The following is a 14010-nucleotide window of genomic DNA, read 5'->3' as shown; positions in this document are numbered from 1 at the left end:
CTCAGCGCGCGCGCGTGCCCATGACCGCCGCGGAGATGATCAGGGCCGCGGCGAGCGCGATGGTCCAGCTGAGCGGGCGCTGCGTCGCGGTCAGCAGCAGCGCCGTCGAGGCCAGCGGCGTGATGTAGCTCAGGATGCCGATCTGCCGCGCGTCGCCGCGCTTGAGCGCCATGTCCCAGAAGTAGAAGGCGGCGCCCAGCGGGCCCAGGCCGCACAGCGTGACCAGCAGCCAGTCGCGTGAGGAGAGCGCCGCGGAGGGTTCGAGCAGCACGTGGCAGAACAGCGACAGCCCGCCGGACACCAGGCCGAACAGTCCGATGGCCGCGGTGGGAAACGCGGCCACGCGCTTCGTCCACAACGAGTAGCTGGCCCAGATGAGCGCCGAGCCCAGTGCCGGCAGGAAGCCCCAGACCTCGCCGCTGCCTGCCGCCGCGCTCGCGCCGCCCGCACCGCGCGCCGCGCCCAGGATCGCGATCGCCGCGCCGGCGAAGCCCAGCAATGCGGCCGCCACGTGCAGCGGACGCAGCGACATGCCCGGCAACAGCACGGGCGCGAGCACCACCATCAACAGCGGCCAGAGGTAGTTGACCAGGTTGGCCTCGACGGGCGGCGCGTGCCGCAGCGCAATGAAAAGCAGGAAGTGAAAGCCGAACAGGCCGTAGACCCCGAGGGCCAGCGTGCCCGGCGGCACCGCCCAGGCCTGCCGGTTGCGCAGCACCAGCGGCCAGCTCATGACGCTGCCGATCATCAGGGCCAGGCCGGTCAGCAGAAAGGGCGGCAGGTGGGACAAGGCGGTGCCGAGCGTGGCGAGCGTTGCCCAGAGCGCAATGGCGGCGAGGGCATAGAGCGTGGAAGACATGGGCGCCGAGCTTAAGCCGCGCGGGCGCCTCGCAACGCCGACGCGTTGTCACCCCAGGCGCAGCAGCAGCGCCGATGCGGTGCAGACCAGCAGGAAGGGAATGCTCAACCGATGGAATTCGCGCAGGCCGTTCGGCACCTTCGCCAGCCGCAACGCGATCAGGTTGGCCAGCGAGCCCAGCACGCAGCCGAAACCGCCCACGCTCACGCCCGCCGCCAGCGCGGGCAGGTCGCGCACGTAGCCGTCGAGCAGGATGGTGGCGGGCACGTTGCTGATGAATTGCGAGCTCACGATCGCCGCGAGATAGGCGCGCCATCCCTCGCCGATCGGCCATTGGCCGACAAGCGTGGCGACGGCGGGCAGCGCGGCCAACTGCCGCAGGTCGACGAACATCAGCGCGATGATGGCGAGCAGCGCCCAGTCCACGCGCAGCAGCACGCGCGGGTAGAGCAGCAGGAAGGCGCCGAACACCACGCCCAGGCCCGCGAGCAGCCAGTGCCGGTCGAGTGCGATCACGAAGCCGACGAACAGCGCGCCCGCCAGCGCCAGCAGGCGCGGCTGGACGGGCGTGGTGTCGCCGGCCGGCTTGAGCGCGACGGGGATGCGCGGCACCAGCAGCCAGACCGCGGCGAAGAGCCAGAACAGCATGATCGCCACGGTGGGCGCCATCATCGTCACGAAGCCCGCGAAGCTTTCGCCCGAGCGGTGCCAGAGATAGAGATTCTGCGGATTCCCGATCGGCGTGAGGGCCGAACCCGCGTTGACCGCGAGCGCCTCCAGCACCACCAGCCTGGCCAATGGCAGGTGCGCCTGCGCCGCGAGGACGCGCGTCAGCGGCACCAGCAGGAAGAGGCTCACGTCGTTGGTCACCAGCGCCGAGAGCAGCGCCGCGCTGGCCGTGAGCAGCATGACGAGGCCTCGCAGGTCGCTGGTGCGCGACAGCAGGCGCGCCGCGGCGGCCTGCAGCATGCCGCTGCGCTCCACGCCTTGCGTGATGACCAGCAGGCCAGCCAGCGCGCCGACGGTCTGCCAGTCGACCAGCTTGAGCGTGTCGAGCGGCGCCCGTGGGCGCGCGATGGCGAAGACCACGGCGACCAGCAGCAGCACCCACAGCAGCCCGTTGCCGCTGCCGCCGTGCTCGGCCTCGCCCGAGGCGGAGTCAGCGCGCGTCGCGCTCACGGAGTTCCCGCTTGAGCACCTTGCCGATCGCGCTGCGCGGGAGTTCGTCGATCCAGTGGATGCGCGCGAGGCGCTGCGTCTTGCCGAGCTGGGCATTGGCCCATTGCAGCAGCCCCTCGGCTGGCGTGTCGTCGCCGGGCTGGCGCACAACGAATGCGACCGGCGTCTCGCCCCACTGCTCGGACGCCGCGCCGATGACCGCGGCATCCGCCACCGCCGCATGGCCGCGCAGCACGGCCTCGAGGTCGCTGGGGTAGATGTTGAAGCCGCCGCTGATGATCATGTCCTTCTTGCGGTCGAACAGCGTGAGGAAGCCGTCTTCGTCGAAGCGGCCGATGTCGCCGGTGCGAATGAAGCGCTTGCCGCTGGGGTCGAACCACTCGGCCTCGCGCGTCTTCTCCGGCTGCCGGTGATAGCCGACCATCATGCCGGCCGAATGGCCCACCACTTCACCGGCCTCGCCATGCGCGACCTCCTTGCCGGTTTCGTCGATCAGCCGGATGTCGCTGCCTTCGGCCGGGCGGCCGACGGTGTGCAGCTTGTCCGGATGGAGGTGCGCTTCGAGGATGCAGGTGCCGCCGCCTTCGGTCATGCCGTAGAACTCCACCAGGCCGCCGGGCCAGCGCGCGAGCACATCCGCCTTCAGCGCGGCATTGAAGGGCGCGCTGGTGCTGAACTTGAACCGGAAGCTCGACAGGTCGTGCCGGTCGAAATCCGGATGCGTCATCAGGCGCTGGTATTGCACCGGCACCAGCATCGTGTGCGTCACGCGATGGTGCTCGGCCAGCTTCAGGTAGAGCGCGGCGTCGAACTTGGGCATCAGGACGACACAGCCGCCGAAGGCGATGGTCGGGAAGAACACCACCAGCGTGGTGTTCGAGTAGAGCGGCGTGGAGAGCAGGGTGACCGTGTCCGGCCCATACGCGTATTTCGCGCCTCGCCGCACATGCGACCACCGCATGCCATGGCCTTGCACGATGCCCTTGGGCTCGCCGGTGGTGCCTGACGAATAGATGATGTTGAAGGCCCAGTCGGGCTGCGGTTCGACGGCAGCCGGATGCACGCCGGCGGGAGCGAGCCAGGCCTCGAAGCCCCGCCCGGCCGCGCAGCCGTCGAGAGCGACGCGCGGGATGGCGCCTTCCGCCGGCGCCCCGATGATGTCGGCCGCGGCCGCATCGACGAACAGGATGCGGGCCTCGGCGTCCTCGATCATCCGGGCGAGGCTGGCAGGCGTGGACCCGGGTGCCAGGGGCGCGACCGCGATGCCGGCGCGCAGCGCGCCGAGGAACACTGCCGCGTAATTCACGCTGGAGGACGCGCAGACCGCGATCGCGTCGCCAGCCCGCAGGCCATCGCGCTGCAGGCTCGCGGCAATGCGGTCCATCAGGGCATCGAGCTCGCCATAGCTCAATTGGCCGACGGCGTCGACCAGCGCGAGACGTTCGGGCGCCCGCAGGGCGTGGCCATGGATCAGTTCGGCGATGACGCCGAAGTCGCGCTCGAACATGCCGAGCGTCAGACCCCGGCCGCGTGGGCCTGCTGGTCCGCGTGGTAGCTGCTGCGCACCATCGCGCCGACGGCAGCGTGGCTGAATCCCATCTTGTAGGCCTCTTCCTCGAACATCTTGAAGGTGTCGGGATGCACGTAGCGGCGCACCGGGAGGTGGCTGCTGCTGGGCGCGAGGTACTGGCCGATGGTCAGCATGTCGATGTCGTGCGCGCGCATGTCGCGCATCACCTGCAGGATCTCCTCGTCGGTCTCGCCGAGGCCGACCATGATGCCGCTCTTGGTCGGCACCTCGGGGTGCAGCGCCTTGAACTTCTTCAGCAGGCTCAGGCTGAACTGGTAGTCGCTGCCGGGGCGTGCTTCCTTGTACAGGCGCGGCGCGGTTTCGAGGTTGTGGTTCATCACGTCCGGCGGCGCGGCCTTGAGGATTTCCAGCGCCCGGTCGTCGCGGCCCCGGAAGTCGGGCACGAGGATCTCGATCTGCGTCTGCGGGGAGAGCTCGCGGATGTTGCGGATACAGTCGACGAAGTGCTGGCTGCCGCCGTCGCGCAGGTCGTCGCGGTCCACGCTCGTGATCACGACGTACTTGAGGCGCAGCCTGGCGATGGTCTTCGCGAGGTTGAGCGGCTCGTCCTTGTCGAGCGGGTCGGGCCGGCCATGGCCCACGTCGCAGAACGGGCAGCGGCGCGTGCACTTGTCGCCCATGATCATGAAGGTGGCCGTCCCGTTGCCGAAGCACTCGCCGATATTGGGGCACGAGGCCTCTTCGCAAACGGTATGCAGATTGCTTTCGCGCAGGATCTGCTTGATCTCGTAGAAGCGGGTGGTCGGCGAGCCGGCCTTGACGCGGATCCAGTCGGGCTTCTTGAGCACTTCGCCCTGGATCACCTTGACAGGGATGCGCGAGAGCTTGGCCGCGGCCTTCTGCTTGATCAGCGGGTTGTAGTCTTCGGCGCTTTGCGCCTCTCTGACGACGGAGGGGACAACATCGAGTGTGCTCATGGCTTCCCTAAGGTGGGGCTCAAGGTGCGAGGTAGACGTTGAGCTTGCTGCCCAGCACCTGCGCCGCTTCGTCCCAGGTTGTTTGAACGCCGATTGTAGAAAGATCGACGGTCTGGAGTCCGGCGTAGCCGCAGGGGTTGATCCGCGAGAAGGGTTCGAGATCCATCGCCACGTTGAGCGCCAGTCCGTGGTAAGTGCAATGGCGGCTGACCTTGATGCCCAGCGCGGCGATCTTGCCGAGGCCGCGGAACGGGTCGGCGGGGTGCGCGGGACCCGTCAGCGCCGCATGCGAGAAAGGATCGTCCAGCCGGACGTAGATGCCGGGCGCGCCCGCCACGCGGTGGCCGGTGACACCGAAGTGCGCCAGCGTGCGGATCACCGATTCCTCGATGCGGTAGACGTATTCCTTGACATAGTAGCCGGCGCGGCGCAGGTCGATCAGCGGGTAGGCGACCACCTGGCCGGGGCCGTGGTAAGTCACCTGGCCGCCGCGATCCGTCTGCACCACCGGAATGTCGCCAGGATTCAGGACATGGTCGGCCTTGCCCGCCAGACCCTGCGTATAGATCGGCGCGTGCTCGCAGATCCACAGCGCGTCGGGCGCGTCCGGCCCGCGCTCCAGCGTGATCCGGCGCATCGCGGCATAGGTCGCGGCGTAGTCGACGCGGCCCAGCAGCGCGGTCTCGATCGCCATGCTCAGAGCACCACCTTCACCATCGGGTGCTTGGACAGCGCGATGTAGATCGAATCGAGCTGCTCCCGACTCGTGGCCGTGACGGTGATCGTCACGCCAAGGTAGTTGCCCGCCTTGCTGTTGCGCAGTTCGATGGTGGTGGCATCGAAGGCCGGGTCGAAGAGTTCGGCGATCTGCGTGATCGCGTGCACGAAGCCGTCGACCTTCATTCCCATGACCTTGATGGGGAACTGCGAGGGGTACTCGATCAGCGATTCCTGGCGCCCCTCGATGGGTGCGTCGGGCGATCCGTCGGGCGATGCGTCTGGTGAGGTGCTCATGCGTTGACTCCGTGTTCCTGTGTGCTGCGCTGCTTGGCTTGCTGGTAGCCCGCATACAGCGCCTGATAGACCGGGCCTGGCCGGCCCGAACCGATGGATTGCCCGTCGAGCGTCACGACGGGAAGGACTTCCTTGCCGGCCGAGGACAGCAGCAGTTCATCGGCGCCGAAGACCTCCTCGCGCGCGATGCGGCGCAAGGTGAAGGGAATCCCGGCGTCGGCGCAGATCCGTTCGAGCAGGCCGTAGCGGATGCCGGGCAGCACCAGCCCGTCCTTGAGCGGCCCGCTGACGGTGCCGGCCTTGACCGTCCAGACGTTGCTCGACGACGCCTCGCTGAGCCAATCGCCGCGAAACATGATGGTTTCCGCCGCGCCGGCTTCGATGCTGATCTGCCGCGCGAGCACCGCCCCGAGCAGACTGGTTGTCTTGATATGGGCCTTCTGCCAGCGGAAGTCGGGTGCGCTCACGCAGGCGACGCCCTGGGCCCGCACCGCCTCGGGCACGAGCTTCATGGGATTGATCATCGCGAACACGGTGGGCGTGAGGCCCTTCGGCATGGCGTGCTCGCGGGGCGCCACGCCGCGCGTCACCTGGATATAGACCGACTGGGCACCCGCCCTCGCGGCCGGGTCGGCGACCTCGATCAGGTGCATGACAATGGCGAACCACTGCGCGCGGCTGTGAGGATTCTCGATGCGCAGTTCACCGAGTGAACGCTCGAGCCGCGCCATGTGCTCATCGAAACAGAAGGGATTGCCGCCATAGACCGGCACGACGTCATACACGCCGTCGCCGAAAATGAAGCCGCGATCGAGCACGCTCACCTTGGCGTCGCGCAGCGGCGTGTAGCCGCCGTCAAGATAGCAAAGCGAGTCGGGAAGGGCGTCCAGGATGGGGTGCATGAGAGATTATGGTGGGGTCGTTCCGCGGCTTTCCAACCGTTGGCGCCGCCAACGGCGGTCAGGTCATTTCCGACCAGGGGGGTGGAACTTGGCGGATCAGGATGGGTTTTTACTTATAATCAATGGCTTTGTGAAATTTGGGTCGTCATTCGGGCTTCATTCGAAATGAAAACAATTGCCCGTGATGCCGAGAGGGAAGTCCAGGAGGACGCTTACGACCCGGATGCTGACTTCAAGCCGTTGAGCGCCGAGGAGGCGCAGCGGCTGCGCGACAAGAAGCCGCAGCTCTCGCCCTGGCGAGTGATCGCGGTTCAGGTCGTTGCGGGGCTCCTGGTGGCGTTGGTCGCCTGGGGTCTGACGGGGAGGCGAAATCTGGGGTGGTCCGCCGGGTACGGCGCGCTGGCAGTGGTCATTCCCGCTGCGGTGTTCGCGCGGGGTTTGACCGGGCGGTTCTCATCCCTGAATCCAGGCACTGCGGTGTTTGGGTTTTTCTTGTGGGAAATGGTCAAGATGGCCTTGTCGCTTGCGATGCTGATCGCGGCGCCAAGACTGATTACGGCGCTGAGCTGGCCGGCGATGCTGGTGGGCTTGGTGGTGACAATGAAGGCGGCGTGGGTGGCAGTGATGCTTGCTCCCCGGCGCCAGAAACTTAGAGACGAGTAACGGATGGCTGCTGAAAACGCTGCGGAACATGGTCAGACCGCTGGTGAATACATCGTTCACCACTTGACCCATCTTCAGAGCTCGAAGCCCGCGGGTGTCGCCGACTTCACGGTTTTCAATTTCGACTCGCTCTTCTTCTCGATCCTGCTGGGCGTCATCGGCTGCTGGCTCCTGTGGCTGGGCGCCCGCAAGGCCACGTCCGGCGTGCCAGGCCGTTTCCAGGCTGCCGTCGAAATCCTCGTGGAAGTGGTCGATCAGCAGGCCAAGGGCATCGTCCACAACGCGACCAGCCGCAAGTTCGTCGCGCCGCTGGCCCTCACCATCTTCGTGTGGATCTTCCTGCTCAACGCGATGGACCTGTTCCCGGTCGATCTGTTCCCTGCCATCTGGGGTTCGATCTTCGGCGCGGCCGGCGGTGATCCGCATCATGCCTATCTGCGCGTCGTTCCCACGGCCGATCTCTCTGTGTCCATGGGCATGTCGGTCTCGGTGCTGCTGATCTGCCTGTACTACAACGTCAAGATCAAGGGCCTGGGAGGCTGGATCCACGAGTTGTTCACCGCCCCCTTCGGCAACCACTGGGCGCTCTACCCCTTCAATTTCGCGATGCAGATCATCGAGTTCGTCGCCAAGACGGTCTCGCACGGCATGCGGCTGTTCGGCAACATGTACGCGGGCGAACTGATCTTCCTGCTGATCGCCCTGATGGGCGGCGCGTGGACGCTGTCGACCACCGGCGTGCTCCTGGCCCTCGGCCACATCGTGGCGGGCACGGCCTGGGCCATCTTCCACATCCTGATCATCACGCTGCAGGCCTTCGTGTTCATGATGCTTGCGCTCGTCTACGTCGGTCAGGCGCACGACCACCACTGATCCGTTTTCGTTTTTTTCCTTTTCTCTTCAACCAAAGTCCTCTAGGAGTCATCATGGAAGTTATTAGCTTTGTCGCACTGGCCGCCGGCCTGATCATCGGCCTGGGCGCAGTCGGTGCCTGTATCGGTATCGGCATCATGGGCAGCAAGTACCTCGAGTCGGCTGCCCGCCAACCCGAACTGATGGGCGAGCTGCAAACCAAGATGTTCCTGTTGGCTGGTCTGATCGACGCCGCGTTCATTATCGGTACCGGTATCGCGCTGTGGTTCGCAACGGCCAACCCGTTCCTCTCGCAAATCGCCAACCTGCCGAAGTAATCGAATACAGGCTTTCTCGTCGATTCCACGTCCTTCCTTCCCAGTTTGGAATGGCTTCGGATTCAATCCCAAAGAGAGGGTGAAAAGTGAGCATTACCGGTACCCTGATCGTCCAGATGATCGTGTTCCTGATTCTTGTCGGGTTCACGATGAAGTTTGTGTGGCCGCCGATCGCGAAGGCGCTGGACGACCGTGCCCAGAAGATCGCCGAAGGCCTCGCCGCCGCCGACAAGGCCAAGTCCGAACTGTCCGCCGCGAACAAGCGCGTGGAAGCCGAACTCGGCCAGGCTCGCAACGAGACCGCCCAGCGTCTTGCCGATGCCGAACGTCGTGCGCAGGCCATCGTTGAAGAGGCCAAGGCCCGCGCCACGGAAGAAGGCAACAAGATCGTTGCGGCAGCCCGAGTGGAAGCCGAACAGCAGGCGCTGAAGGCGCGCGAGGCACTGCGCGAGCAGGTGGCCGCGCTGGCCGTCAAGGGCGCCGAGCAGATCCTGCGCAAGGAAGTGAATCCGGCCGTCCATGCCGATTTGCTGGCCCGCCTGCAGACCGAACTCTGATCAGCCATGGCAGAACTCGCCACCATTGCACGCCCCTACGCTGAAGCGCTCTTCAAGGCGTCTTCATCGGACCTGGCCGGCGCGGGCGCCTGGCTCGACAAGGTTGCCGCCATCGCCGGCAATCCCGAGCTTCAGCAGTTCGCGGACAACCCCAAGGCCACGCCTGAGCAGGTATTGGGCGTGATCGCCGGGGCCTACGGCTCTGCGCTGTCTTCCACGGCCAGCAACTTCCTGGTCGCCCTGCTGGAAAACGGTCGATTCGCCGCCTTGCCGGAGATCGCGAAGCAATTCCGTGTGCTGGCCAATGCGCAGAGCGGCACGTCGGATGCCGTGGTCTACAGCGCCTTCCCCATCGAAGGTGCCGCGCTGGACGGTGTCTCCGCGACGCTCGAGAAGCGTTTCGGCCGCAAGCTGCAGGTCACGGTCCAACAGGATCCGTCGCTGATCGGCGGCATTCGTGTGGTGGTGGGTGACGAGGTGCTCGACACCTCCGTCAAAGCGCGCCTTGAACAAATGAAAGTTGCGCTGGCGGCCTGAGGCCCTCAGCCCCCTTAAAGAAAGAAGGAAAGAGTCATGCAACTCAATCCCGCAGAAATTTCCGAACTGATCAAGAGTCGCATCGAAGGCCTCGGCGTCAGCGCGAACATCCGCAACGAGGGCACCGTGGTTTCGGTGACCGACGGTATCGTGCGCGTGCATGGCCTGTCGGACGCGATGCAGGGCGAAATGCTCGAGTTCCCGCCCAGCGCGGACGGCACGCCTTCGTTCGGCCTGGCGCTGAACCTCGAGCGCGACTCGGTCGGCGCCGTGATTCTGGGCGAATACGAACACATCTCCGAAGGCGACACCGTCAAGTGCACGGGCCGCATTCTGGAAGTGCCGGTCGGCCCAGAGCTCATCGGCCGCGTGGTGAACGCCCTCGGCCAGCCGATCGACGGCAAAGGCCCGATCAATGCCAAGATGACCGACGTGATCGAGAAGGTCGCACCGGGCGTGATCGCCCGCAAGTCGGTCGACCAGCCGATGCAGACCGGTCTCAAGTCCATCGACTCGATGGTGCCGATCGGCCGCGGCCAGCGCGAACTGATCATCGGCGACCGCCAGACCGGCAAGACGGCGGTGGCGATCGACGCGATCATCAACCAGAAGGGTCAGAACATGACCTGCGTCTACGTCGCGATCGGCCAGAAGGCCTCGTCGATCAAGAACGTGGTGCGTGCCCTGGAACAGGCCGGCGCGATGGAATACACCATCGTCGTCGCCGCCTCCGCTTCGGAATCGGCCGCCATGCAATACGTGAGCGCGTATTCGGGCTGCACGATGGGCGAGTACTTCCGCGACCGCGGCCAGGACGCGCTGATCGTCTATGACGACCTGTCCAAGCAGGCCGTGGCCTACCGCCAGGTCTCGCTGCTGCTGCGCCGCCCGCCGGGCCGCGAAGCCTACCCTGGCGACGTGTTCTATCTCCACAGCCGCCTGCTCGAACGCGCGGCCCGCGTGAACGACAAGTATGTCGAAGACTTCACCAAGGGCGAAGTCAAGGGCAAGACCGGATCGCTGACCGCGCTCCCGATCATCGAAACCCAGGCCGGCGACGTGTCCGCCTTCGTTCCGACCAACGTGATCTCGATCACCGACGGCCAGATCTTCCTGGAAACCAACCTGTTCAACGCCGGCATCCGCCCCGCCATCAACGCCGGTATCTCGGTGTCGCGCGTGGGTTCGGCGGCGCAGACGAAGGTCATCAAGGGCCTGTCCGGCGGTATCCGTACCGACCTGGCGCAGTACCGTGAACTCGCGGCCTTCGCGCAGTTCGCCTCCGACCTCGACGAAGCCACCCGCAAGCAGCTCGACCGCGGTGCCCGCGTGACCGAACTGCTCAAGCAGGCCCAGTACAGCCCGCTGCCCATCTCGCTGATGGGTGCCTCGCTGTTCGCGGTGAACAAGGGCTTCATGGACGACCTCGACGTCAAGAAGGTGCTGCCGTTCGAACACGGCCTGCACCAGTTCCTGAAGTCCAGCCACGGCCCGCTGCTCGCGAAGATCGAGCAGGCCAAGGCGCTCGACAAGGACGCCGAGGCCGAGCTGATGGCAGCCGTCACGTCGTTCAAGAAGTCGTTCGCCTGATCGACCACGCAAGGAGCCCCAATGGCAGCTGGTAAGGAAATCCGCGGCAAGATCAAATCGGTGGAGAACACCAAGAAGATCACCAAGGCCATGGAAATGGTGGCCGCGTCGAAGATGCGCAAGGCGCAGGAACGCATGCGCGCGGCCCGCCCCTACAGCGAGAAGATCCGCAACATCGCGGCCAATCTCGGCCAGGCGAACCCGGAATACACGCACGCGTTCATGAAGACACACGACGCGAAGGCGGCGGGCTTCATCGTCGTCACGACCGACAAGGGTCTGTGCGGCGGCATGAACACCAACGTCCTGCGCGCGCTGACCACCAAGCTGCGCGAGCAGCAGGCGGGCGGCGTCGCGATCGAGGCGGTGGCGATCGGCAACAAGGGCTTCAGCTTTCTGAACCGCATCGGCGCTCGCGTGGTATCGCATGTCACCCAGCTGGGCGACACGCCGCACCTCGAGAAGCTGATCGGCCCCGTCAAGGTGCTGCTCGACGCCTATGCCGAGGGCAAGCTCGGCGCCGTCTACCTCTGCTACACCAAGTTCATCAACACGATGCGCCAGGAGTCGGTGGTGGAGCAGCTGCTGCCGCTGGCGGCGGACTCGCTGAAGGTCGAGAAGGGCCAGCATTCGTGGGACTACATCTACGAGCCCGATGCACAAAGCGTGATCGACGAACTGCTGGTGCGCTACGTGGAGTCGCTGGTGTACCAGGCGGTGGCCGAGAACATGGCCTCCGAGCAATCGGCGCGCATGGTCGCGATGAAGTCGGCGACCGACAACGCCGGCAACGTGATCGATGAGCTGAAGCTGGTCTACAACAAGACCCGCCAGGCAGGCATCACCAAAGAGCTGTCGGAAATCGTTTCGGGCGCCGCGGCGGCCGCTGGCGTCTGAGTCGCCCGCTTTCGACGTCAACAAGATTTAAATTTTTATCGGAGCAGATGATGGCTCAAGCAATTGCAGCACAAGGCAAGATCGTTCAATGTATTGGCGCGGTGGTCGACGTGGAATTCCCGCGCGACCAGATGCCCAAGATCTACGACGCCTTGAAGTTCGAAGGCGGCGGCCTGACCCTCGAGGTGCAGCAGCAGCTCGGCGACGGTGTCGTGCGCACCATTGCGCTCGGCTCGTCGGACGGTTTGCGTCGCGGTCTGATCGTCTCCAACACCGGCGCTCCCATCACCGTGCCGGTCGGCAAGGCGACGCTGGGCCGCATCATGGACGTGCTCGGTCGCCCGATCGATGAGCGCGGCGATGTCGACCAGGCGCTCACCGCCTCGATCCACCGCAAGGCGCCGGCCTATGACGAACTCTCGCCGTCGACCGACCTGCTGGAAACCGGCATCAAGGTGATCGACCTCGTGTGCCCGTTCGCCAAGGGCGGCAAGGTGGGCCTGTTCGGCGGCGCCGGCGTCGGCAAGACCGTGAACATGATGGAACTCATCAACAACATCGCCAAGGCGCACTCGGGCCTGTCCGTGTTCGCCGGCGTGGGCGAGCGCACTCGCGAGGGGAACGACTTCTATCACGAGATGGCCGATTCCGGCGTCGTGAACCTCGAGAAGCTCGAAGACTCGAAGGTGGCCATGGTCTACGGCCAGATGAACGAGCCCCCGGGCAACCGTCTGCGCGTGGCGCTGACCGGCCTGACCATCGCCGAGTCCTTCCGTGACGAAGGCCGCGACGTGCTCTTCTTCGTGGACAACATCTATCGCTACACGCTGGCCGGTACCGAGGTGTCCGCGCTGCTGGGCCGCATGCCTTCCGCCGTGGGCTACCAGCCGACGCTGGCCGAAGAAATGGGCCGCCTGCAGGAACGCATCACCTCGACCAAGGTCGGCTCGATCACCTCGATCCAGGCCGTGTACGTGCCGGCGGATGACTTGACCGACCCGTCGCCCGCCACCACCTTCGCCCACCTGGACTCGACCGTGGTGCTGTCGCGCGACATCGCGTCGCTCGGTATCTACCCCGCGGTGGACCCGCTGGACTCGACCTCGCGCCAGCTCGACCCGAACGTGGTCGGCGAAGAGCACTACAACGTGGCCCGCGCGGTGCAGGGCACGCTGCAGCGGTACAAGGAACTGCGCGACATCATCGCGATTCTGGGCATGGACGAACTGGCCCCCGACGACAAGCTGGCCGTGGCCCGCGCCCGCAAGATCCAGCGTTTCCTGTCGCAGCCCTTCCACGTCGCTGAAGTGTTCACCGGCTCGCCTGGCAAGTACGTGCCGCTGGCCGAAACCATCCGCGGCTTCAAGATGATCGTGAACGGCGAAGCCGACCACCTGCCGGAACAAGCGTTCTACATGGTCGGCGGCATCGACGAAGCGTTCGAGAAGGCCAAGAAGGTCGCTTGATCTCAGGATCAGGCGTCAAAGGAACCCAGATGGCACACACCATTCACGTCGATGTGGTCAGCGCCGAGGAGTCCATCTTCTCGGGCGAGGCCAAGTTCGTCGCGCTGCCGGGCGAAGCCGGCGAGCTCGGCATCTACCCGCGCCACACGCCGTTGATCACGCGCATCCGTCCCGGTGCGGTGCGCATCGAGACGGCCGATGGCGGCGAGGAATTCGTCTTCGTGGCTGGCGGCATCCTGGAGGTGCAACCCACCACCGTGACCGTGCTGTCCGACACCGCGATCCGCGGCAAGGACCTCGACGAAGAAAAAGCCAACGCCGCAAAGGCGGCTGCGGAGGAAGCGCTGAAGAACGCCAAGAGCGACATCGACATCGCACTGGCGCAATCCGAACTCGTCGTGATGGCAGCGCAGCTCGCTGCGCTGCGCAAGTACCGCCAGAAGAAGTAAGAGCCAAGCCACGCTTCACAGTGGAAAGCCGCCCTCGGGCGGCTTTTTCGTGGTGCGCCCAGCATGGGCGCACTCCCGGAGGTGCAAGTCCTCCCGTAAGTTGATCACAGCGAACGAAGCGAAGCGCAACTGCATCAGGGCGACCGAGTGTGGGGAGGAAGCGCGGAGCGAAGCTGCGAGCCGATGGACAAGAACCGGA

At 65.6% G+C, this 14010-nt stretch carries 17 protein-coding genes; 9 read left to right on the top strand and 8 right to left on the bottom strand.

Annotation, left to right across the window (positions count from 1 at the left end):
• Position 1 precedes the first annotated feature (1 nt).
• From AC1DNF_RS27190 to AC1DNF_RS27160, 7 genes are read right to left on the bottom strand one after another with little or no spacing between them, the layout of a single operon-like run.
• Positions 2–859: a DMT family transporter gene (locus tag AC1DNF_RS27190; protein ID WP_478151764.1), complete on the bottom strand. Its 858-nt coding sequence runs from the start codon at positions 857–859 to the stop codon at positions 2–4.
• 48 nt (positions 860–907) lie between these two features.
• Positions 908–2038, bottom strand: a complete 1131-nt coding sequence (locus tag AC1DNF_RS27185) for an SLC13 family permease (RefSeq protein WP_478151763.1) — start codon at positions 2036–2038, stop codon at positions 908–910.
• Positions 2019–3545 carry a class I adenylate-forming enzyme family protein gene (locus tag AC1DNF_RS27180; protein WP_478151762.1) on the bottom strand — a complete coding sequence of 509 codons (1527 nt, stop codon included), beginning with the start codon at positions 3543–3545 and terminating at the stop codon, positions 2019–2021. The genes AC1DNF_RS27185 and AC1DNF_RS27180 overlap by 20 nt, the downstream gene beginning before the upstream one ends.
• A gap of 8 nt (positions 3546–3553) precedes the next feature.
• Positions 3554–4546 (bottom strand): lipoyl synthase, encoded by a 993-nt coding sequence (gene lipA / locus AC1DNF_RS27175; RefSeq protein ID WP_478151761.1) that lies wholly within the window; start codon positions 4544–4546, stop codon positions 3554–3556.
• Between the two features lie 19 nt (positions 4547–4565).
• Positions 4566–5240, bottom strand: coding sequence for a lipoyl(octanoyl) transferase LipB (lipB, locus tag AC1DNF_RS27170; RefSeq protein ID WP_478151760.1), 675 nt, complete (start codon positions 5238–5240; stop codon positions 4566–4568).
• 2 nt (positions 5241–5242) lie between these two features.
• Positions 5243–5560, bottom strand: coding sequence for a YbeD family protein (locus AC1DNF_RS27165; protein ID WP_478151759.1), 318 nt, complete (start codon positions 5558–5560; stop codon positions 5243–5245).
• Positions 5557–6462, bottom strand: a complete 906-nt coding sequence (locus AC1DNF_RS27160) for a D-amino acid aminotransferase (RefSeq protein WP_478151758.1) — start codon at positions 6460–6462, stop codon at positions 5557–5559. The genes AC1DNF_RS27165 and AC1DNF_RS27160 overlap by 4 nt, the downstream gene beginning before the upstream one ends.
• A 165-nt stretch (positions 6463–6627) precedes the next feature.
• Here AC1DNF_RS27160 and AC1DNF_RS27155 point away from each other — a divergent pair, with 165 nt between their 5' ends.
• The 9 genes from AC1DNF_RS27155 (at position 6628) to AC1DNF_RS27115 (ending at position 13811) form a co-directional block, all read left to right on the top strand.
• Entirely contained in the window at positions 6628–7125 is a 498-nt protein-coding gene (locus AC1DNF_RS27155) for an ATP synthase subunit I (RefSeq protein ID WP_478151757.1), read from the top strand.
• A gap of 3 nt (positions 7126–7128) precedes the next feature.
• Entirely contained in the window at positions 7129–7998 is an 870-nt protein-coding gene (gene atpB, locus AC1DNF_RS27150) for a F0F1 ATP synthase subunit A (protein WP_478151756.1), read from the top strand.
• A gap of 53 nt (positions 7999–8051) precedes the next feature.
• On the top strand, positions 8052–8315 hold the full coding sequence (gene atpE, locus AC1DNF_RS27145) for a F0F1 ATP synthase subunit C (protein ID WP_019657641.1): 264 nt from the start codon (positions 8052–8054) through the stop codon (positions 8313–8315).
• Positions 8316–8401: 86 nt separating this feature from the next.
• A complete protein-coding gene (locus tag AC1DNF_RS27140; RefSeq protein WP_478151755.1) occupies positions 8402–8872 on the top strand; it encodes a F0F1 ATP synthase subunit B in 471 nt (156 codons plus the stop codon).
• 6 nt (positions 8873–8878) lie between these two features.
• The gene (locus AC1DNF_RS27135) at positions 8879–9409 is read left to right on the top strand and encodes a F0F1 ATP synthase subunit delta (protein ID WP_478151754.1); all 531 of its coding nucleotides are present in this window, start codon (positions 8879–8881) and stop codon (positions 9407–9409) included.
• Between the two features lie 36 nt (positions 9410–9445).
• A complete protein-coding gene (gene atpA, locus AC1DNF_RS27130) occupies positions 9446–10999 on the top strand; it encodes a F0F1 ATP synthase subunit alpha (RefSeq protein ID WP_478151753.1) in 1554 nt (517 codons plus the stop codon).
• 21 nt (positions 11000–11020) lie between these two features.
• Entirely contained in the window at positions 11021–11896 is an 876-nt protein-coding gene (atpG, locus tag AC1DNF_RS27125; protein ID WP_478151752.1) for a F0F1 ATP synthase subunit gamma, read from the top strand.
• Between the two features lie 50 nt (positions 11897–11946).
• Positions 11947–13362, top strand: a complete 1416-nt coding sequence (gene atpD, locus AC1DNF_RS27120) for a F0F1 ATP synthase subunit beta (RefSeq protein ID WP_478151751.1) — start codon at positions 11947–11949, stop codon at positions 13360–13362.
• 29 nt (positions 13363–13391) lie between these two features.
• Positions 13392–13811, top strand: a complete 420-nt coding sequence (locus AC1DNF_RS27115) for a F0F1 ATP synthase subunit epsilon (RefSeq protein WP_478151750.1) — start codon at positions 13392–13394, stop codon at positions 13809–13811.
• A gap of 15 nt (positions 13812–13826) precedes the next feature.
• Here AC1DNF_RS27115 and AC1DNF_RS27110 read toward each other — a convergent pair.
• A partial coding sequence (locus tag AC1DNF_RS27110; protein ID WP_478151749.1) for a hypothetical protein occupies positions 13827–14010 on the bottom strand: 184 nt, incomplete at its 5' end.

This window comes from Variovorax sp. 01T432 (genome assembly GCF_056398605.1).
Note: the sequence above shows the minus strand (reverse complement) of the source record. Positions and strands in the feature narration are given on the sequence as shown.

Excerpts from the sequence above, each read along its gene's own strand:
- AC1DNF_RS27190 (WP_478151764.1), bottom strand. The coding sequence starts at position 859 with ATGTCTTCCACGCTCTATGCCCTCGCCGCCATTGCGCTCTGGGCAACG.
- AC1DNF_RS27180 (WP_478151762.1), bottom strand. The coding sequence starts at position 3,545 with ATGTTCGAGCGCGACTTCGGCGTCATCGCCGAACTGATCCATGGCCAC.
- lipA (WP_478151761.1), bottom strand. The coding sequence starts at position 4,546 with ATGAGCACACTCGATGTTGTCCCCTCCGTCGTCAGAGAGGCGCAAAGC.
- lipB (WP_478151760.1), bottom strand. The coding sequence starts at position 5,240 with ATGGCGATCGAGACCGCGCTGCTGGGCCGCGTCGACTACGCCGCGACC.
- AC1DNF_RS27165 (WP_478151759.1), bottom strand. The coding sequence starts at position 5,560 with ATGAGCACCTCACCAGACGCATCGCCCGACGGATCGCCCGACGCACCC.
- AC1DNF_RS27160 (WP_478151758.1), bottom strand. The coding sequence starts at position 6,462 with ATGCACCCCATCCTGGACGCCCTTCCCGACTCGCTTTGCTATCTTGAC.
- AC1DNF_RS27155 (WP_478151757.1), top strand. The coding sequence starts at position 6,628 with ATGAAAACAATTGCCCGTGATGCCGAGAGGGAAGTCCAGGAGGACGCT.
- atpB (WP_478151756.1), top strand. The coding sequence starts at position 7,129 with ATGGCTGCTGAAAACGCTGCGGAACATGGTCAGACCGCTGGTGAATAC.
- atpE (WP_019657641.1), top strand. The coding sequence starts at position 8,052 with ATGGAAGTTATTAGCTTTGTCGCACTGGCCGCCGGCCTGATCATCGGC.
- AC1DNF_RS27135 (WP_478151754.1), top strand. The coding sequence starts at position 8,879 with ATGGCAGAACTCGCCACCATTGCACGCCCCTACGCTGAAGCGCTCTTC.
- atpA (WP_478151753.1), top strand. The coding sequence starts at position 9,446 with ATGCAACTCAATCCCGCAGAAATTTCCGAACTGATCAAGAGTCGCATC.
- atpG (WP_478151752.1), top strand. The coding sequence starts at position 11,021 with ATGGCAGCTGGTAAGGAAATCCGCGGCAAGATCAAATCGGTGGAGAAC.
- atpD (WP_478151751.1), top strand. The coding sequence starts at position 11,947 with ATGGCTCAAGCAATTGCAGCACAAGGCAAGATCGTTCAATGTATTGGC.
- AC1DNF_RS27115 (WP_478151750.1), top strand. The coding sequence starts at position 13,392 with ATGGCACACACCATTCACGTCGATGTGGTCAGCGCCGAGGAGTCCATC.